Annotated in this window: 18 protein-coding genes; 13 read left to right on the forward strand and 5 right to left on the reverse strand. The window is 65.5% G+C overall.

Annotation, left to right across the window (positions count from 1 at the left end):
- Nucleotides 1–95: 95 nt before the first annotated feature.
- Nucleotides 96–1,886 carry a PspC domain-containing protein gene (locus tag ACR81A_RS12455; protein ID WP_440311980.1) on the forward strand — a complete coding sequence of 597 codons (1,791 nt, stop codon included), beginning with the start codon at nucleotides 96–98 and terminating at the stop codon, nucleotides 1,884–1,886.
- Nucleotides 1,883–2,233 (forward strand): hypothetical protein, encoded by a 351-nt coding sequence (locus ACR81A_RS12460; protein ID WP_440311981.1) that lies wholly within the window; start codon nucleotides 1,883–1,885, stop codon nucleotides 2,231–2,233. The genes ACR81A_RS12455 and ACR81A_RS12460 overlap by 4 nt, the downstream gene beginning before the upstream one ends.
- Nucleotides 2,234–2,301: 68 nt before the next feature.
- On the opposite strand, the gene ACR81A_RS12465 is transcribed toward ACR81A_RS12460, so the two are convergent.
- Complete coding sequence (locus ACR81A_RS12465) at nucleotides 2,302–3,813, reverse strand: histidine kinase N-terminal domain-containing protein (protein ID WP_202380821.1); 1,512 nt, start codon at nucleotides 3,811–3,813, stop codon at nucleotides 2,302–2,304.
- Between the two features lie 205 nt (nucleotides 3,814–4,018).
- Here ACR81A_RS12465 and ACR81A_RS12470 point away from each other — a divergent pair, with 205 nt between their 5' ends.
- Nucleotides 4,019–4,510, forward strand: a complete 492-nt coding sequence (locus ACR81A_RS12470) for an Rv3235 family protein (protein WP_440311982.1) — start codon at nucleotides 4,019–4,021, stop codon at nucleotides 4,508–4,510.
- A 29-nt stretch (nucleotides 4,511–4,539) separates the two neighbouring features.
- On the opposite strand, the gene ACR81A_RS12475 is transcribed toward ACR81A_RS12470, so the two are convergent.
- Nucleotides 4,540–5,580: a LacI family DNA-binding transcriptional regulator gene (locus tag ACR81A_RS12475; protein ID WP_440311983.1), complete on the reverse strand. Its 1,041-nt coding sequence runs from the start codon at nucleotides 5,578–5,580 to the stop codon at nucleotides 4,540–4,542.
- A 213-nt stretch (nucleotides 5,581–5,793) separates the two neighbouring features.
- On the opposite strand from ACR81A_RS12475, the gene ACR81A_RS12480 reads away from it, so the two are divergent.
- From ACR81A_RS12480 to ACR81A_RS12515, 8 genes are all read left to right on the forward strand, one after another.
- A complete protein-coding gene (locus ACR81A_RS12480; RefSeq protein ID WP_440311984.1) occupies nucleotides 5,794–7,446 on the forward strand; it encodes an ABC transporter substrate-binding protein in 1,653 nt (550 codons plus the stop codon).
- A gap of 6 nt (nucleotides 7,447–7,452) precedes the next feature.
- Nucleotides 7,453–8,424, forward strand: a complete 972-nt coding sequence (locus ACR81A_RS12485) for an ABC transporter permease (protein ID WP_440311985.1) — start codon at nucleotides 7,453–7,455, stop codon at nucleotides 8,422–8,424.
- Nucleotides 8,421–9,296, forward strand: a complete 876-nt coding sequence (locus ACR81A_RS12490) for an ABC transporter permease (protein ID WP_202380816.1) — start codon at nucleotides 8,421–8,423, stop codon at nucleotides 9,294–9,296. The genes ACR81A_RS12485 and ACR81A_RS12490 overlap by 4 nt, the downstream gene beginning before the upstream one ends.
- Complete coding sequence (locus ACR81A_RS12495) at nucleotides 9,293–10,177, forward strand: ABC transporter ATP-binding protein (protein WP_440311986.1); 885 nt, start codon at nucleotides 9,293–9,295, stop codon at nucleotides 10,175–10,177. The genes ACR81A_RS12490 and ACR81A_RS12495 overlap by 4 nt, the downstream gene beginning before the upstream one ends.
- A 92-nt stretch (nucleotides 10,178–10,269) precedes the next feature.
- Complete coding sequence (locus ACR81A_RS12500) at nucleotides 10,270–10,950, forward strand: ABC transporter ATP-binding protein (protein WP_440313153.1); 681 nt, start codon at nucleotides 10,270–10,272, stop codon at nucleotides 10,948–10,950.
- Nucleotides 10,947–12,044 (forward strand): P1 family peptidase, encoded by a 1,098-nt coding sequence (locus ACR81A_RS12505; RefSeq protein WP_440311987.1) that lies wholly within the window; start codon nucleotides 10,947–10,949, stop codon nucleotides 12,042–12,044. Before ACR81A_RS12500 ends, ACR81A_RS12505 begins: the two co-directional genes overlap by 4 nt.
- A 111-nt stretch (nucleotides 12,045–12,155) precedes the next feature.
- Nucleotides 12,156–12,818 (forward strand): FMN-binding negative transcriptional regulator, encoded by a 663-nt coding sequence (locus ACR81A_RS12510; protein WP_440311988.1) that lies wholly within the window; start codon nucleotides 12,156–12,158, stop codon nucleotides 12,816–12,818.
- 58 nt (nucleotides 12,819–12,876) lie between these two features.
- Nucleotides 12,877–13,974: a C45 family autoproteolytic acyltransferase/hydolase gene (locus ACR81A_RS12515; RefSeq protein ID WP_202380811.1), complete on the forward strand. Its 1,098-nt coding sequence runs from the start codon at nucleotides 12,877–12,879 to the stop codon at nucleotides 13,972–13,974.
- Nucleotides 13,975–14,053: 79 nt separating this feature from the next.
- Here ACR81A_RS12515 and rlmB read toward each other — a convergent pair whose 3' ends face one another.
- The 3 genes from rlmB to phoU all read right to left on the reverse strand — a co-directional run bounded on the left by rlmB (nucleotide 14,054) and on the right by phoU (nucleotide 17,200).
- A complete protein-coding gene (rlmB, locus tag ACR81A_RS12520; RefSeq protein ID WP_202380810.1) occupies nucleotides 14,054–15,070 on the reverse strand; it encodes a 23S rRNA (guanosine(2251)-2'-O)-methyltransferase RlmB in 1,017 nt (338 codons plus the stop codon).
- Nucleotides 15,067–16,494 (reverse strand): cysteine--tRNA ligase, encoded by a 1,428-nt coding sequence (gene cysS, locus ACR81A_RS12525; RefSeq protein ID WP_440311989.1) that lies wholly within the window; start codon nucleotides 16,492–16,494, stop codon nucleotides 15,067–15,069. The genes rlmB and cysS overlap by 4 nt, the downstream gene beginning before the upstream one ends.
- Nucleotides 16,495–16,558: 64 nt before the next feature.
- Nucleotides 16,559–17,200 (reverse strand): phosphate signaling complex protein PhoU, encoded by a 642-nt coding sequence (gene phoU / locus ACR81A_RS12530; RefSeq protein WP_202380808.1) that lies wholly within the window; start codon nucleotides 17,198–17,200, stop codon nucleotides 16,559–16,561.
- A gap of 137 nt (nucleotides 17,201–17,337) precedes the next feature.
- Between phoU and ACR81A_RS12535 the strand changes: the two genes are divergently transcribed.
- Nucleotides 17,338–18,585 (forward strand): sensor histidine kinase, encoded by a 1,248-nt coding sequence (locus tag ACR81A_RS12535; protein WP_202380807.1) that lies wholly within the window; start codon nucleotides 17,338–17,340, stop codon nucleotides 18,583–18,585.
- A complete protein-coding gene (locus tag ACR81A_RS12540; RefSeq protein WP_202380806.1) occupies nucleotides 18,585–19,277 on the forward strand; it encodes a winged helix-turn-helix domain-containing protein in 693 nt (230 codons plus the stop codon). Before ACR81A_RS12535 ends, ACR81A_RS12540 begins: the two co-directional genes overlap by 1 nt.
- Nucleotides 19,278–19,366: the final 89 nt, after the last annotated feature.

The raw sequence follows: 19,366 nt of genomic DNA on the forward strand, positions 1-19,366 counted from the left end.
ACCCGGGCACCCGCGGGGTCGGGTTGGGGTTCTTCAGGGTTGGATCAGGGGGAACCCCCATAGCCGCGCGCTCAGCATTCGCTCAGACTAGAACCATGAACGACACCCCCTCATCCGATCACCCCGGCGGCCAGCCCTCAGGGCACCCGGCCGGGCAGCCCGCGGGACGCCCGTTTGGCAGCGGCTTCTTCGCGTGGATTCGTGGACTCGGCATCGTGCGCGGCAACGAGCGTTGGTTCGCCGGCGTCGCGGGCGGCGTCGCGGCGAAGGCCGGCATCGACCCGCTGATCGTGCGAGGCATCTTTGTCGTGCTCGCGGTTCTCGGCGGCCCGGGCATTCTGCTCTACCTCCTCGGTTGGTTGCTCCTTCCCGACTTCACCGGGCGCATCCATGTGGAGGACATTTTCCGGGGGCGAGCGACCGCCGGGATCGTAACTGCGGCGATCGTCATCGCCACCCTGGTTGTGATTCCGGCGTTCTTCTCGATCTTCTCCCCGGTTTCGACCCCCTTCAGCGTGTGGGGCTGGGGCGTATGGAACGCGATGGGCATCCCTGAGTGGCTCCGCGGCACCATTGCCTGGGTCTTCTGGATCGCCATCATTGTGGGCGGCGTCCTCTGGCTGCGCGCCGTGATGCTGAAGCGCGGCCGAGCCGCCTCAGCAGAACGCGGTGCCGGGGGTCGGGCTGGCACTCCCACCAGTCAGCCGACGGCCGACACGAACGGCACTCCGGATTCCCCCACGGACTCCGCCACGGACTTCACCGCGCATACCCGCGCGTTCGCCGACCGCACGGAAGAGTACGCGCAGCGCGCGTCTGAGCAGGCGAGCGACTGGAGCAAGCGCGCGTCTGATCAAGCGAGCGATTGGGGCAAGCGAGCAACCGAGCAGGCCACCCGCTGGAGCGACGAGGTCGGCCGGCAGGCTGACGAGTGGAGCGCCCGCTACGCCGAGCACCATGACACGCACCGCATGGGCACCGCGCAGTCCGTGATCACCCTCGCGCTGGCGCTGCTGGCGGGCGGCGGATCTGCCGCGTGGGCGCTACTGAACCTCGCCGTGTCGCCGACGACCGCCTTCATCGGCGGCCTCACCGTAGCGGTCGCAGTGCTCGCAGTGTCTCTCATCGTCGCCGGCATTCGGGGCCGCCAGACCGGCTGGGTCGGGTTCCTCGCGAGCTGCGGTGTGATCGCCCTGCTCGTCACCGTGGTGCTGCCCTGGGGCACCAGGTTCCAGCCGTTCGGCACGATGCACGTGGCCGGTACGTCCGCGCCGGGAACGGTGCTTCTCGCGGGCACGAGCGAGGTCGATCTGACTGTTCTCGACGACAGCACCCCCACCGGTGAAGATCTTGAGGTCTGGCAGCTCGCCGGCAACGTCGAGATCGAGATGCCCGACTACGCACCCGCGGTTGTGCAGGTCCGTGTCCTCGCCGGGGCAATCCTTGAAGAGGGCGACGAGCCCCGCGGCGCAGGTGGGCCATTGCTCGCCCGCACCATCACCGCCAATATGCCGACCCTGGGTACGGCAGGGTACGAGCAGGCCGCCGCAGAAGCCTCGCACGTCACCGTGTATCTGCTCGCTGGCCGCGTTGAGGTGAGCGGCGTGAAGGCGAACGGGCGGGATCGAGCGACATACAAGGAGCAGGCGCGGCTGGACACCGATGAGCAGAAGCGACTCAGTATCGAAGAGCAGAAGCGACTCAGTGCCGAAGAGCGAGAGCGGCTCAGCGCCCAGGAGCAGAGCCGCCTCACCACGGAGCTCGAGCGCGTGGAGTGGAAGCTCTCGGAGCCCGGGCTCAGCGCCCGCGACACCGCTCAGCTTGAAACCACCCGCGATGAGCTGCAGGACCAGCTCGACGAGTTGAAGACGGAGGTCACCCGATGAACGAGCGCGAGCAGACTCCCGCGGAGCTGCCACAGCAGCCCCCGATGTACGTGCCCGAGGCGACCGCACCGCAGCCGGTGCCACCCACACAGCCTGCACCGCCGGTGCAGTCAGCGCCGCCAGCCCAGTCGGCGCCGGCCCGCCCCGCACCCCGGCGCCCGGCACCCCGCACCAGTCCCATCGTGTGGGGTGCGCTCATTCTCGCGTTCTGCGGATACATTGCCCAGCGCATGCTTGGCACCGGTGAGCTCGATCTCGCAACCTGGGTCGCCGCGATCACCATCGGGCTCGGAGTGCTGCTCCTGGGAGTCGGCGCGGCCGTGCTGATCCGCAACCGCCGACGATAGACAAGACAAGAAACAGCTGTGGGGAGTGACGACGTGTCGTCACTCCCCACAGCTGTTTCGATCCCGATCTATCCGCGAATGCGGGGAATCTCGCGAGTCTGCGTCGAGATCCAGTGCAGCGGCACCTCGATCGACACCTTCGTTCCGCCGCCCTCGTCTGGGGCCCAGACGATGCTGCCGCCGAGCTCACCCTCCACGAGCGTGCGCACGATCTGCGTGCCGAGGCCGTCACCGACCGTGCCGCCGGGGAGGCCGGTGCCGGTGTCGACGACCTCAACCGAGAGCCGTTCTTCGGTGCGATCCGCGCGCACGAACACCGATCCCTCGCGACCAGCCAGGCCGTGCTCCACAGCGTTCGTGACGATCTCGGTCAGCGCGAGCGCGAGCGGGGTCGCGTACTCCGAGGGCAGTTCGCCGAACTCGCCCTCCTTGTGGGGATGGACGGTCGTGCCATGCAGGCTGGCCACCTCAGCGGCGAGCCCCACCACCCGGTCGAACACCTGGTCGAAGTCCACGATCTGGGACAGGCCAGTCGACAGGGTGTCGTGCACAACGGCGATTGCGGCGACTCGGCGCATTGCCTGGCCCAGCACTTCCTTCGCCTCTTCGCTGCGCGCACGTCGCGCCTGCACGCGCAGCAGCGACGCCACCGTCTGCAGGTTATTCTTCACGCGGTGGTGGATCTCGCGGATCGTCGCGTCCTTCGTGATGAGCTCCTGCGCCTGCTGGCGCAGCTCGGTCACATCGCGTGTCAGCACGATCCCGCCCACGCGCTTCCCCTCGCGCACCACGGGGATCGAGCGAAGCGTCACCGTGCGCCCACGCGCGTCGATCTCCACACGCTTCGCGATCTTGCCCTGCGCGATGAGTGGCAGCGACTCGTTCGTGTCGAACTGCCCCTTCACGATCTCGGCGAGCACCTCGGCGAAGTTCTCACCCTCGATCTCGTCGCGGTACCCGAGAGTCGTGAACGTGGTCTGCGTGTTCGGGCTCGCAAAGGTCGCCTCGCCATCGAGGTTGATGCGGACGAGCCCATCCGAAGCGCGAGGAGACCCCTGCTCCCCGCCGCGGGTGTTGCCGGGCGCGGGGAACAGGCCCTCTTGGATCATGTCGAGCAGGTCGCCAGCCACCTCGCGGTAGGCCGCGCCAATCCGCGATGCGGGCTGCGTGTCGGCCACGCTCGTGTGCACGGTCATCACGGCGAAGGGGCCGTGGACGTTGCCCTGTTCGTCTCGGCGGCTCACCGAATACGCCGTGAGCCGCATGGGGTTCTCCTCATACCACGCGGGCGAGGTGGAAGCTGCGCGCTCCCCGGTCTCGATCGTCTGGTCGACGAGGCCGCGCCAGTCCGGGCGCAGGAAGTCACCGATGACATCGCGGTAGAACAGCGTCACCGACCCCGCGGGGCGCGAGTGCGCTACTGCGAGGTAGTCGCCGTCCTCCGTCGGCACCCACAGCACCACGTCGCTGAGCGCGAGATCGGCAAGCAGCTGCAGGTCGAGCGTGAGCAGCTCAAGCCACTCGATCTCCTCTTCGCTGATGGAGGAGTACTTCGTCGCAAGGTTCCGGAGAGTGGCCACCTGACCAGAGTAGAGCACCTGGACAGCTCCCACTGGAGGACGCGATCGGGCGGCGGAAAAGTCCTGTGCCTAAACGCCAGTTGACTCTCCATAGTCGGGCCTTCCTATGGTGGGGTCACGACACAACCGCACTCCCGGCCACACGGGCGACGCCGGGGGAACACCGCACAGGGCACCACACCACGGGAGGCGCGAAAGGACCCCGATGATGCCCACCACCGGCGCCGCACAGCGCAACGCCCCCGACCCTTCGATCACGACTGCGGCGTCCCCAACGCACTCGACGCCGCGCAACTCCGCGAATCGCACGGCGAAGCCGCGGCTAGAACTCGTGCCAGACGATGCCAGTCAACCAGTTGCGCCCCGGCTCCCCGCATCGGCAGTGCAGCGCATCGCGCTCAGCGCGTTCGAGGTGCTTGAGGGCAGCCGTGCGATTGCGCAAGTCGCGAGCTCGGTGACGCTCGAAGTGGCGCGGCAACTCCGCGTCCGTCGCGCGCTCCGCACAGAGCAGCGCACGCTGCACCGGGACGCGCGCAGAATCGTCGCGTCCCCGGGCCGGCCGCACATGACTTCCCCGCGGGAGGGGGTGGTTGACGCGGTGGTCGTGCTGCATACCCCGGGCCGCGCGTACGCGGTTGCTCTGCGGTTCGAGCTGCGAGCTCGCCAGTGGCGCGTCACGCATCTCACCGTGCTGTAGCGCAGCCTAGAAAAGCAGTTGCCCCCGCGTCAGGCTCGCTCTTCCGACTCAGCGCTTGAGCCCGCGGTCGATTCACGCACGATCAAGCGGGACGCAACCAAAGTCCCTGCGCCAGTGTCCTCACCCCGGATTAACGCGTCAAGTTTCTCGACTGTAGCGACGGCAAGCGCTTCGGGTTCAAGATCAAAGGCCGTAATGGGCGGGTCCGCTCGCCGAGTCTGCTCTGCGTCAGAGGCAGCAAGCAGCAAGTAGTCACGAGGAGTGCGTAGCCCCCGTTGAGCAAGTTCCGACTGCAGGCCGGCAGCATGTCGACCCGTCATGCAGTGCACCGCATCCGGGAACCCGTCAGCGAGCAACATGAGGGCGGCTCGTCGACCTCCCGCTTCGGCGTCGGCCTCCGGCACGCGGTACACCCGCGACTCGACACCACGGGCGGCGCACCATGCACGGTATGCCTCTTCGTAGTCGTGATTCCACGAGTTCTGGTCCGTTCCCGCCACCATGCTGATTGAACGCGCACCACGGGATGCGAGATGTTCGAACGACTCCCACGATGATCGCGTGTCATCAGACGCAACCCAGTTCGTCACCTCCGGGCGGAACACATCGCGGTTGAGTGTGACGTAGGGCATCTCTCTCCCGGTGAGGAGCCGGACCACGGGGTCATCGGCCATCGGGTCCATCACGATGTAGCCGTCAAGCGAGAACGCGAGCGGAGTGATCGGCCGCTTCGTGAGATCACCCACCTGCATGAGACCGAGCCCCAGATCCAACGCGCGAGCGGCGGAAGCCCCCGCGAACCTCAGAAAATAGTCCACGCCGTTGGGAGCGTAGCTCCCCAAGCTATCGAGCGGACGGAGCACCAGTCCGATCACGCCCATGCGTGAGCGCCGCAACCCCCTCGCGAGAGCGTCCGCCTGATAGCCCATCTCGTCCGCGATCCGCTGCACTTTTTCCCTGGTCAGATCGGATATCGTACCCTTCCCGTTGAGCGCATGCGAGACCGCGGTGATCGACACCCCAGCCCTTCGTGCCACGTCGCGGATGGTGATTCCTCGCTTGGTCGGCATCGTTCTACGCTCCCGCCATTGGTAGCCACTCGTACGTCGTGACGATCAGCGTAGCCGCTCACAAATCGTTTTGTCACGGTTTGATCACACCGCACATAAAACGTTTTACGCGTGTAGCGTTCCGATCGCCGGGTACTTCCGGGGTCACTCAAGAGTGGCCTTGCCCCGGAGATCGGCACTACAGCGCCACACACCATGCCAAAGGAGACAACGGTGAAACGCACACATCCCCACACGCGAAAGTTCGCGAGCGCGGCCCTCATTCTCGCGCTCGGCGGCGTGCTTGCCTCTTGCGCTGCGACCCCGGGCGCCGCAGGCGGCGACAGCGCCCTCGTCGGCACTCAGGAAGAAGTCGCCCCGGGCTTCCTCGCGGTCGCCGCAGAGAATGACGCAACCGGCGCAGCGACGGTGCAGGTCGACTACGACACGCAAGAAGCCGACGGCCTCGACCCACAGACCGCTCAGACCGCACGCTCGTGGATGATCATGGGTCTGGTCTACGAGACGCTCGTCACCACGGACGAGAACTTCACGGTACAGCCGGGCCTCGCCACTGAGTGGTCGCAGCCGGATGACACGAGCTACGTGTTCACGATCGATACGAATGCCAAGTTCTCGAACGGTCGCACGGTCACCACCCAGGACGTGGCCGGAAGCCTCAACCGTCTCGTTGCAGGCGGAGGTGTTTGGTCCGGCCAGGTGGGCCCGATCACCTCGGTAACCGCGACCGATGACACAACGGTGACCGTGAAACTCGACCGCCCATACGCACCGTTCCTCGCCTCACTCGCAAACACCCCAGCTGCTGTGCTCCCAATGAAGGAAATCGAAGCTGGTTCGGTCGATTTGAAGACCGAGATGCTCGGCACGGGCCCATACGCAGTCGCGTCCCATCGCCAAGACGAAGCTTGGAAGTTCACCGCGAACCCCGAGTGGCGAAACGCGAAGTCGTTGCACATCACGGATCTCACACTGCAGATTGTTGGCCAGGAGTCCACCCGCCAGGCTGCGCTGCGAGAGGGCAGCGCAGACTTCGTCAATTTCAACAACGTCGACTCCCTGACACTGCTGTCAGATAGCAAGACCGCGAAGGTGGTCAACCAGCTGCAGAGCGACTACTACTACCTCAACATCAATTCCCAGCGCCCGGACTCCCCACTCGCCAACGAGGACGTGCGCTTCGCGATCAACTCGGCGATCGACCGCCAGGCAATCGCGGACATTGTGCTGGCGGGCGAGAGCGCGCCAACCGGAGTCACACCGTCGAACCTGCCTGGCGCGTGCTCGGTCGCGGATCTGCCATCGACTACTACGACCGTTGAAGCGGCGAAGAAGCTCATCGAAGACAGTGGTGAGGGACCCATAACCCTCAATCTGCTCGTCTACACGGAGGAGCCGATTTTCGCTCAGATGTCCCAGCTCATCCAGCAGCAGCTGGCCACCATCGGGGTCACCGTGAAGATCGAGCAGTACGACACCGCAACCTTTACCGAGCGCGTTTTTACTTCTCAGCCAGGCAACTTCGATCTGGCGCTCAGCTGGTTCGCTGGCTACAGCGATCCGTCGATGATTACTCGCTGGTGGAACCCCGAAGTCGCCGGCTTCAATGTTGGCTTCACCGGCTCACACGATGACCTCAACAAGCTGATCGAGCAGGGCTCATCGGAGACCGACCCAAGCGCGCGTGAAAAGACCTTCACCGAGCTGTGCACGGTCGCAGATCAGTACGCCGAGATTTTGCCACTCGTGCACCGGCCTGCTCTGCTCGGGTACAACACGGAAACGATCAGCCCGACCATTCAGTCGACAGAGGGTACGGGCAACTTCCTCCGCCACATCGGCGCGTTCACTCGGGTAGGAAAGTAGGCTCCCGTGCTCGGCACCCTTAAGTGGTCGGCGGGGCGCGTCCTCAGCGCTCTGCTCACGCTCTTCGGGGTCTCGGTGATCATCTTCGTGGCCGTCCGGCTCATGCCTGGCGGCTTCGAAGACATCATCCTCGGCCCCCTCGCGACGGAAGCGGAACGCGCACGACTCGCCGCTGCCTACGGACTCGACCAGCCCGTCATCATCCAGTACTTCGCGTGGATCACGCAGCTGCTCCGAGGCGACTTGGGCATCTCGCTCGTCACGCAGACCCCCGTCTCCGCGGAGCTCGCACAGCGCATCCCGGTGACCGCGATGCTCGCAAGTATGGCCATCGTCGCCACGCTCGTGGTGGGTATCCCGCTTGGGATTTACACCGGTGTGCGCGCTTCTGCTCGACGTGGCGGAGCAGCCGCCCGCATCGTCTCAAGCCTCGGGATCAGTGTCCCGGAGTTCGTGCTCGGCAGCATCGTTGTTTATCTCTTCTCGCGATTCAGCCTGGGCCTTCAGGTCGGAGGATTCGCCCGGGTGGGCGAGAGCTTTGGGGCAACGTTCACCGCGCTCCTCTTGCCCGCGCTCGTCCTCACAGTGTTCTGTGTCGCCGCGACTGCACGCACCACGCGTGACGCTGTGATGAACGTGCTCGTCGAGCCGTACATTGGCGCGGCCGTCGCTCGTGGTGAGACGCCCTGGTACATCGTGCGCCACCATGTGATCCGCAACGCCGGGATACCGATCCTCACGCTGCTTGGAACCATCACGGCGTACTTGCTCGGCGGGGCCGTCATCGTGGAGACCCTGTTCAATATTCCCGGGCTCGGGTCCTTTATGGTGACCGGCCTGGACCGACGTGACTTCGCGGTCGTGCAGGCTGCGGTGCTCTTCGCTGCCTCCGTGTTCATCATCGTGAGTCTGGTCCTCGACCTCGTCACGAGTGCCATTGACCCGCGCGTCGCCATCGTGGGAGGGCGAAAGAAATGACCAGCACCACGCTTACTACCCTGTTCAGGCGAGGCTCCGCTCCGAGCGCAGCGCCGCCGCGAGACGGGCTCTTCGTCGCTGCTGTCGCAACGCTCGGAGTCATCGTTCTCGTCGCCATCATCGCCCGAATCATTCCGATCGCGGGAGACCCCACAGCGATCGTGGGGCCACGCTTGAGCGCGCCCTCGTTCCAGTTTCCGCTCGGCACCGACGGGCTCGGGCGCTCACTGCTCGCGCGTCTACTTGAGGGCGTTGGCACCACACTCGTGTTGTCGGCATTCGCTGTTCTGTGCACCTCAGTGATCAGCGTCGCGCTCGGTCTTCTGGCCGGCACCGTCGGTGGCTGGCTGCGCGAGCTTGTCATGCGCGTTGTCGACGTTCTCTACTCGTTCCCCTCAATCGTGCTCGCCATTCTCGTTGCCGCCGTCGTGGGCCCGGGTCAATCCGCTGCCCTCGCCAGCATCGTGCTGGTCACCGTGCCGCTCATGACCCGCATGGTGACATCGGCCGCGATGTCGGTAGCCGAACGAGACTTTGTCACCACCGCCCGGATCAGCGGAGTCTCACTGCCGGTGATCCTCGTGAGGCACATCTTGCCAAATGTCAGCGGCACCGTCGCGGTGCAGGGCACGTACGCACTCTCGGTCGGGATCCTGGTCGAGGGCGGACTGAGCTTCCTGGGATACGGCGTGCAGTTGCCCCAGTCGTCCCTCGGCCTCCTGATCCAGGAAGGGGGCGTGTACATGGTGCATGCCCCGTGGCTGCTGTTCGGGCCTGCTCTGGTACTCGTTCTCGCAATCCTCGCGATCAACCTGATCGGCGACACGCTGCGCGATCGACTCGACCCTCGAGAGACTCGGAGCCTCACATGACCACGAACTTCATTCCGGCGGCGCCCCTCGGCGCCCCGACCTCGGTCATCTCGGTCGAAGCGTTCAGCGCCGAATACCGGACCCGACGCGGTGTCGTCCGAGCACTAGACCGAGTGTCGCTTGAGATCAGCGCTGGTGAACGTCTCGCAATAGTCGGCGAATCGGGCTCCGGGAAGTCCACGCTCTCACAGGCGCTCGGACGCCTCCTCCCCCGCGCCTGCCGCATCGTCGGAGGAAGCATCACCGTGCTCGGGCGAGAACTGGACAGCCTCAGCCCCCGCGAGGTTCGCGAGCTGCGGCGAGATGCCCTCGGTTTTGTGCCACAGGACCCGATCGCAGCGCTCAACCCCACCGCTCGAATTGGACGGCAGCTTGCACTCGCGCTCTCCCCGCTCGGAAAACCTACCGACCGCGCGAGCCTGGTGTCACTCCTCACCGAAGTGAAGATTGCAGACCCGGAGCGCGCTCTCGGGCTCTTTCCTCACGAGATGTCGGGAGGCATGGCGCAACGTGTGTCTATCGCGATGGCGATGGCCCGCGAACCTCGGATCATCATCGCGGACGAGCCCACGGGCTCGCTCGACGCTCAAGTTCGCGAAGAGATCCTCGACCTCATCGTTCGACTCACCGAGGCGTCCGGCGCGAGCCTGATCTGGGTGAGTCACGATCTCAGCGCTGTGCGCCGCTGGTGCGACCGTGTGGTCGTCATGCACCAGGGACGGATCGTCGAAGACGGAGCTACAACGCGTGTATTCACACATCCAGAGCATGAGTACACGCGTTCCCTTCTTGCTGCGCTCCCTGAAGCCGCTGCGATGGACGGCGCATCCGTGCAAGCACTGAAGAAGTCCGCAGCCGCGGGCGGAACGGAAATCGCATGACCGGCAACCTCCCGCACCCGGTACTCGAACTCGAACGAGCAAGCGTGACATTCACGAGCGGGCTCGGCAAACGAAGACGCGTCATGACCGCGATGCGTGATGTCAGCTTCACGATCGCTCCCGGGGAGACACTCGGAATAGTGGGCGAGTCTGGCTCCGGGAAGTCGACCACCGGCGCTGTGGCGCTCGGCCTCCGTACACCGGACACCGGCACTGCCCGCCTGCTCGGCCGCCCCTTCGACCGCGCTACAAAGCGCGCGCTTCGTGGCAGCATTCAAGCCGTACTGCAACACCCACAATGGTCGCTCAACCCGCGACGCAGGGTTGGCGAATCAGTTCGTGAGCCGCTGACTGTCGCGCCAGAACGAACCAGCCGCTCTCAACAGCAGGCGAGAGTTGAAGCCATTCTCGAGCGAGTCGGGCTCAGCGCCGATATGGCGGACCGCTATCCGCATGAGCTCTCCGGCGGACAGCGGCAACGCGTGTCCGTCGCGCGCGCGCTCATTACCGAACCACGGTTCATCGTCTTCGACGAAGCAGTGAGCGCCCTCGATGTGTCAGTCCAATTGCAGATCCTCGCGCTCATCCGCGAGCTGCAGGAACAACACCAGTTCGGGGCACTCTTCATTTCGCACGATCTGAGTGCTGTGCGCCGCGTCGCACACCGAATCGCTGTGCTCTATCGCGGAGAAATCGTCGAGACCGGCGAAACCGAGCATTTCTTCACTTCACCTCAACATCCGTATTCACAACGACTCTTGGAGACACTATGACCACCGAGAACACCACACACACCGCGTCGGCAGTAGCGCGAGCCTCGATCGTTGCCGCGGGCCAAGGTCCCGTCGCGGACCCGGCGCCGCGTCTGGCCGGGGAACATCCGGATGCTGGTCCGTCAAACCTCGATTTCCCTGGCATCACCCCCGTCACGAGCGTGGGGCGGGCGGCGCTCGAGTTTGACTTCCCTGGTGTGCGCATCGGCTCCGCTCACTACGAAGAAGGCCCGACTGGTGCAACAGTGATTCACGTGCCGAAAGGTGCGCGCACGGCAGTCGACGCGCGCGGCGGGGCAGTTGGCCTCTCCGGCGGCTACGACTTCAACCATGCAATCTGCCTCGCAGGAGGGTCGATTCACGGGCTCGAGGCCGGATCTGGTGTGAACAACGCGCTGCTGCGGGAACACGGCAACAACACCGGATTCCTCGAACTGCAGCTTGTGTCCTCCGCGATCATCTACGACTTCTCCGCCCGTTCGAACTCCGTCTATCCCGACGCAGCGCTCGGGGTCGCAGCACTCGCTGCGGCTGAAGAGGGCCGCTTCCAGCAGGGTCGCGCGGGCGCAGGCATGACGGCATCGGCGGGCAAAGTCGATTACGCGCGCACAGAGTTGACCGGCCAGGGCGCCGCGTTCCGCCAGATCGGTGAGGTGAAGATTCTTGCGGTCGTCGTGCCCAACCCTGTCGGCGTCATTGTCGACCGTGACGGCTCCGTGATCCGCGGAAACTACGACTCGGCTACAGGCACTCGAAGCCATTCTTTCTACGACTACGAGCGCGCATTCGCCGCTGGAATTGCGCCTGAGACGCAGTCAGGCAACACGACCATCAGCGCGATTGTCACGAATGTGAAGCTCAACGAGACTGAGCTCAACCAGTTCGCCAAACAGGTCCACAGTTCCATGCACCGCGGAATCCAGCCGTTCCACACGGACATGGACGGTGACACGCTATTCGCTCTCACCACTGATGAGATCGAGCTTCCCGTGAGCAAGGCGAGTGAAGCTGGCCGGCTCTCGGTCACGAGCACTGCGCTCGGCGCCCTCGCCTCCGAGGTGATGTGGGACGCGCTCCTCGAGGCAGCACACTAGCCGCGAATCTCCTCCAGTCGCGGACTCAGTAGCTCCGCGGCATGCCGCCCGGGGGCGGGAATCATCGCCCCCGGGTTTCTTTCCCGACCCCTTCCGTCGAAAGCTACAGCCATGCATTCCTTCCCCAGTTACCCAGCGCCAACGCCAGCCGACGCCGTCGCTTTCGTACGCGACCACCCCTTCGCCATTCTGGCGACCTCACTTCCGGGCACCGCCCCCATCGCAACGCATACCCCGGTCGTCTTTCCACCAGGCGTCGAAGCCGGCGACTCGCTCGTCGGCGTTCGTCTCTGGGGCCACATTGGTCGAGCGAATCCACACTGGCAGTACTTCGCAGAGCACCCTGAGATGCTCCTCATCTTCAGCACCTCACACGCCTATGTGTCGCCCTCAAGCTACGAATTCACGCCCGCAGTGCCGACTCTCGACTACGCGACCGTGCACCTGACCGGCCGAGTCACACTGTTCTCCGAACCAGAAGCGCTCGCAGTTGTCGAACGCACCGTCGAGGTATTCGAAGCACGTCGGTCTCAGCCCTGGCCGATGGAGCCCTCTCAGCATGTGTTCCGCAAGATCATCGGCGGCGTCGTCGCATTCGCGATCGACATCGAGACCGAGAACTCGATGTTCAAACTCAGCCAAGACATGGAACCCGATGTGCACGAGCGTGTCCGCCAAGACCTCTCCGCGGGACAGCATCAGCACCCCGATGTTGCCGACTTGATGGGGCAGGTTGGCACGTGCCCACACTCCCGCAAGCGCTCTGAGGACTAGCCGAAGTCACCGACCCACCATCAACACTGCCGCCCTGCGGCCCCACGAAAGTAGTCCCATGGATATCCTCACCCACGTCAGTTCAGTGCGCGGCGCTCAAGCGCGGGGCCTCGAGATAGGTTCGACGTTCGCTGCCCAGATCAGGGACGCGGCAGATCGCTACCACGCGTTCTTCACGCTCCGTGGACTTCCAGAAGCCACCGTGCGTGAGATCGCCCAAAACTCACTCGCTGCCCTGCAGGACTGGTGTCCGCGGCTCGCGACCGAGCTCGTCGCCACCGCCGCAGGCGCGGGTGTCGAAACCTGGCGGCTCGCCGCGCTCAACGCCCGGACCGAGGTACTCGCAGCCATCGGTCCGGACTCAGAGGGCGAGTGCTCAACGATGGTGTACGCGCCTGAGGGTTCCGAGCCCGAAACCATGCAGACTTGGGACTGGCATGCGGACCTCTGCCCGACTGGGCTCGTCATCGAGTTCGTGCCAGGCGACGACGACGCTTCCACCCACCATCTCGTCACCCGAGTGCGGCTCTTCACCGAACTCGGTGTTCTCGGCAAGATCGGAGTCAACGACGCGGGGCTTGGCGTGCACTTCAACATCCTGCATCATGCGAGCGATCGTCCAACGGGTGGCGTGCCGGTGCACGCGGTCGCCCGACGCATTCTCGAGGAAGCCCGCAGTCTAGAGGAGGCCGAGACTATCGCCCGCTCCGCCCGCGTGAGCGCTTCTACCGTCATCACTGTGGCGGTGAACTCGGCGTCGGGCCAGCGCGCGGCGAGCCTCGAACTTTCACCTGCGGGCGTGGCAACAGTGTTGCCCGACCACGATGGCTGGCTCCTCCATACCAACCACTACCTGGACCCCGTGCTCGTGGGTGGTGAGGCAACCCGTGACCCGTCCACCACCTATGCGCGCTATGACCACCTCCGTAGCCGCGTCCCGATGCTCGCGCACCTTCCAGTGCGTGAACGCGCCGCGCAGTTTGCGGGTCCAGAAGGCGCCCTCGCCCCCGTGTGTTTCACCCCGAATCCGGCAGATCCGCCCCACGAGCAGTGGACCACACTGCTCACGATCTCGCTCGAGCTCGCTGCTGGCCGACTGAGCTATGCGGCAGGCAATCCGGCATACCTCGCAGAGCATGGAGCAGAGTTGTTCTAGTCAGACCGCTCACAAACATAAATGGGGCGGGGTCTCACACCTCGGTGTGAGACCCCGCCCCATTCACAGTTCGTCCGAGTTACGCCTCGGGCGACTCGGTCACGCCGCGGAGGCGCGACACCTCGTACAGCGCGACGCTCGCCGCGATACCGGCGTTCAGCGACTCGGTGACCGCGTGGATCGGGATCGAGACAATTGCATCGCACGTCTCGGTCACGAGGCGGGAGAGCCCCTTGCCCTCGGAGCCGATGACGATCACCATCGGGCGATCTGCAAGCTCAAGCCCGGGCAGCATCACGTCGCCGTCGCCGTCGAGACCGACAACGAAGACGCCCTGCTTCTTGAACTCCTTGAGCGTCTGCGTCAGGTTCGAAGCCATCGCGACCGGGATCCGGGCTGCGGCCCCGGCAGAGGTCTTCCACGCGGCCGAGTTCAGTCCGGCCGAGCGACGCTGGGGCACGATGACGCCCTGGCCACCGAACGCACCAACGGAACGAATGATCGCGCCGAGGTTGCGCGGGTCAGTAACGCCGTCGAGCGCCACGATGAGGGGGGTCTCGTCGCGGTCGATGATCTCGTCGAGCATCTCCATCGGGTGCGCGTACGACATGGGCGGCACCTTCAGTACGACGCCCTGATGCACGGTGTCGCGCTCCGTCATGCGGTCCATCTCGGGGCGCATCACCTCGAGCACGGGAACGTTCCGGTTGGTCGCGAGACGCAGGATCTCGCGCATGCGATCGTCCATCTCAACGCGCGCCGCAATGTACAGCGTCGACGCGGGGATCTTCGCGCGCAGCGCCTCAAGCACCGCATTGCGGCCGGTGACGAGCTCGGACTCGTCCTTCTTGCGAGGGCCGCCGGAGCCACGACCGCGGTCGGTCGACTGCCCCGTGCGGGCAGCGTGGCGCTCCTTCGCTGCGGCGTAACGCTCGCGCGCCTTCTTCTCCTTGTACGCCGTGTGGTACTCGCGGTCTTCCGCCTTCGGCGTGGGGCCGCGCCCCTCAAGGGCCTGGCGGCCCTGGCCCCCGGAGCCAACGGCCTTGCCGAGCCCCTTCTTCCGGACGGCGCCGGTGCGGCTCTTCTTGTTACTCATGTCAGGCTCCAGCGGGTTCCAGTTGGGGTGTCTTCAAGTGCGATCCCCGCGTTCTGCAGGGTGTCGCGGATGGCGTCGCTCGCGGCGAAATCGCGTGCGGCGCGAGCGTCTGCGCGCTGCGCGATGAACGCGGCCACGAGGGTGTCGAGCGCGGCGTCGGCATTTGATCCGGATCCGCTTTCGCGTGCGCTCCAGGCCGGATCCCGCGGGTTCAGGCCGAGCACGTCGAGCATAGCGACCACGTCGGCGAATTGCACCGCCGCAGCCGCGGTATCACCAGCGTCGAGGGCGGTATTCCCCGCACGCACTGCGCCGTGCACGACAGCGAGGGCCTGCGGCACCGCGAAATCATCGAGCATCGCCTCGGTGAACTCGGCGGGGAACGTTGCCGCTACCTCACCGCTCAGACCAGCCGCCTCCGAGCGATCCAGGAATCCCTCGATACGCGAGAACGCGGCTTCGGCCTCGGCAAGCGAGCTCTCCGAGTAGTCGAGTACCGAGCGATAGTGCGCGGCACCCAGGTAGTAGCGCAGCACGATGGGCCGAGCTGCCGCGAGCAAGTCTGCCGCAAACAGCGAGTTGCCGAGCGACTTCGACATCTTCTGCCCGCCCGTGTTCACGAGCCCGTTGTGCACCCAGAAGCGCGCAAAGGCATGGCCCGCGGCGGTCGACTGCGCGAGCTCGTTTTCGTGATGCGGGAAGCGGAGGTCGAGGCCGCCACCGTGGATGTCGAATTCCTCGCCGAGGTAGCGCTGTGCCATGGCCGAGCACTCGATGTGCCAGCCGGGACGACCGCGACCCCAGGGGGACGGCCAGGACGCTGACTCGGGTTCCGATTCCTTCGTGGCCTTCCACAGGGCGAAGTCTCGGGGATCCCGCTTGCCCATCGGCTCAGAATCGGCGGCATCTTCCATCTGGTCCCGGCGTTGCCGCGTGAGCGCGCCGTAGTCGGGCCAGCTCGCGGTGTCGAAGTACACGCTCGCCGAGCCGTCGGCCGCCGGGTACGCGTGGCCGCGCTCAATCAAGCGCTCGATCAGGGCAACCATCTCGGCGATGTTCGCCGTGGCCCGAGGCTCGTAGGTGGGCGCCTGCACGCCCAGCGCATCGTACGCCGCGGTGAACTCGCGCTCGATCCGGTACGCAAGCGCGAACCACGCCTCGCTCCCGCCGGCCTCCTGGCCGATCCGAGCGTTGTCGAGCACCTTGTCGTCAATGTCGGTGACGTTGCGAATCAGCGTGACGTCGTGTCCGGTCGCGGCGAACCAGCGGCGCATCTGGTCGTACACGAGAGCGCTGCGCAGATGCCCGATGTGGGGCGAGGACTGCACCGTCGGACCACAGACGTAGAGGCCAACCCGTCCCGGTTCACGGGGTTCGAAGTCGACGACCGCCTGGGCACGGGAGTCATAGATGCGTTGCTTCACCCCTTAATCCTAACGTCCGCGGCCCGCTCCCCTGACTGAGAGGAGCGGGCCGCGGAAGAGAGACTCAGTCGAGCGAGCCGCTGAGGAAGAACTGCATCTGCTTCGCGACGCTCACCGCGTGATCGCCGAAGCGCTCGTGGTAGCGGCTTGCAAGCGTCGCGTCCACCACACCGGTCGGGTTGTTCGCGAGCTTGTCACTCAGCACCTTCTCGAACACCTTCGCGTGCAGCTCGTCGAGATCGTCGTCGAGATCGCGCACCTCGTCAATGACGCGTGGGTCCTGTGTGCGGAGCAACTCAACAAGCTTCGACGCCATTTCGACATCGAGTGCGGCCATGCGCACAAACGTCTTCGTGAGCCCCTTGGGCACGGCGCTCTCCGGGTAGCGGTAGCGCGCCAGCTGGGCGATGTGCTGCGCCAGGTCAGCCATCCGCTCAAGCGACGCACTCATGCGCAGCGCGCCGACGACGAGACGCAGATCGGAGGCGACGGGCTGCTGCCGTGCCAGAATGTCGATGGCGAGCTGGTCCAGCTCCGCCGCGAGCTCTTCGATCTCTTCGACGCTGTCGATTACCTGCTCAGCGACTGCGACGTCCGAGTTGCCAAACGCGCTCGTCGCGTTCTCGATCGCGTCTTCAACGAGCTCTGCGATCTTGACAAGTCGCTCCTGAACCTCGCGCAGCTCCTGCTGAAACACCTCACGCATGCGGTTTCCTCTCTAGATTTCGCGCCTCCGGGCACCCTCCCCAGTGTGAGCGGCCACAGTGAACCGGGCCGCACGGGGAGGTGAACAACAGTTGAACTCTGCCTGTTCGGTGAACCCTCACCCCTACGATGAGAGTCATGGACCCGGCTTTGCTCGTGCTCGCCTCAACCGCACTTGGTGTGCTGGTCGGCGCTGGTACCACGGTAGCAATCGTGGGGGCCCGCCGAGCAGGAGTAAAGCGAGCCGCGGCTATGCGGCCCGAACTCCCCGAGGTGGCGACCTCCATTCTCGACGAGATTGACACGTTTGCGGTGATTCTCGACTCATCGCTCGCCCCCGTGTACGCGAATCCCACAGCACGCGAGGAACGCCATATTGGCGATGCGGAGCTCGCCGATCCCGATTTCTTGAGCCGGGTGCGCCAGGTGATGTCGAGCGGGATCCCGGACACGCACGAGCCAGATCCGAGCAACCCGGCCGACACCGTTCGTATTCACATTGTTCGCTTCCAACGCCGCTTCGTCTTGATCCTCGCGGAGGACCAAGGAGAAGAACAGCGCGTGAACGCGATGCGCCGCGACTTTATTGCGAACGTGAGCCACGAGCTGAAGACCCCGATCGCGGCAATCGGCCTGCTCGCCGAGGCAACACAGCAGGCGGCCGATGCCCCCGAGCTGGTGCGCGACTTCTCGAAGAGCCTGGTCAAGGAGTCGCGCCGTCTCGGTGAGCTGTCGCGCGACATCATCCAGCTCTCCGAGGCGCAGTCTGCGCTGCGCCCCGAGGATCGCGAGCCGGTCTCACTGCGGGACCTCGTGCGGGGTGAGGTTGACTCGCACCGTTCATTCGCGGGGCAGCACGGCGTTGAGCTCGTGGTCACCGACGAGTCATCCGCCGCAGATGCGTCGATCATGGGGCGGCCCACTTCGCTCGCATCCGCGGTGGCGAACCTGCTGTCGAACGCCATCCGCCACTCCCCCGAGGGTGGCCGCGTGGGCATCGGGATGCGCTCAGACAAGAACAGCTTCACGGTGACCGTCACTGATCAGGGCGAGGGAATCGCCCCTGAACACCTGCCGCGAATCTTCGAGCGCTTCTACCGCGTCGATGGCGCCCGCACGCGCGGAGATGGTGGCACGGGGCTCGGCCTGAGCATCGCCCGACACACCATGCGCGCGCACGGCGGCGACGTCGACGTCTGGTCGCAGCCGGGCGTTGGATCAAGCTTTACACTGACCTTCCCCGTACACGACTCCGCGGCCCCCGAGAAGGGCGCGAAGCGCATGAAGAAGGCGAAGCGAGCGGCACGCGCCGCAGCGCACAGCGTCAGCGCATCCCCAGCAGTCTCAGCCCCCCAGAAGTCAGCTCCCCAGAAGGGAACCCGCTAGTGGCCCAGCACATCCTGCTCGTCGAGGACGAGGAATCGATCTCCCGCCCGCTCGCCTTCCTGCTCGAGCGTGAAGGCTACCGTGTGACGGTCGTCGACGACGGCGCCGCCGCGCTCACCGAGTTCGGCTCTGCGCAGCCCGATCTCGTGCTGCTCGACCTGATGCTGCCAAGCCTGCCGGGCACCGAGGTCTGCCGCGCGATCCGCCTCTCCTCGCAGGTGCCGATCATCATGCTGACCGCAAAGGACAGCGAGATCGACATTGTCGTGGGGCTCGAGCTCGGCGCCGACGACTACATCACCAAGCCGTACTCGACTCGCGAGTTGCTGGCGCGCGTGCGTGCGGCGCTTCGCCGCTCGGGCGCCGTTGAGGAAGAGCGAGAGACCTTCGACGCGTTCGTACTCGACGAGCACGGAATCCGCCTCGACTCCGAGCGCCACTCCGTCACCGTGCGCGGTGAGGAGATTGCCATGCCGCTGCGCGAGTTCGAACTGCTCGAAATGCTCATGCGCCACTCCGGCCGCGTGCTCACTCGCGGGCAGCTCATCGATCGCGTGTGGGGCAGCAACTACTACGGCGACACGAAGACCCTCGACGTCCACGTGAAGCGCATTCGCGCGCGCATCGAAGAGGAAGCCTCAAAGCCAAAGCTCATCTCCACCGTGCGCGGCGTCGGCTACCGCTTCGGGTAGTCCGCGGCGACGTGCACTCGCGCTCACACCTCACCTCGCTCGCCGGCGTTTCACGGGAAACGTCGCCTGTCTGAGGGGCGCGCTACGCT

The organism is Leucobacter chromiireducens, assembly GCF_051993095.1.
Classification (GTDB): domain Bacteria; phylum Actinomycetota; class Actinomycetes; order Actinomycetales; family Microbacteriaceae; genus Leucobacter; species Leucobacter chromiireducens.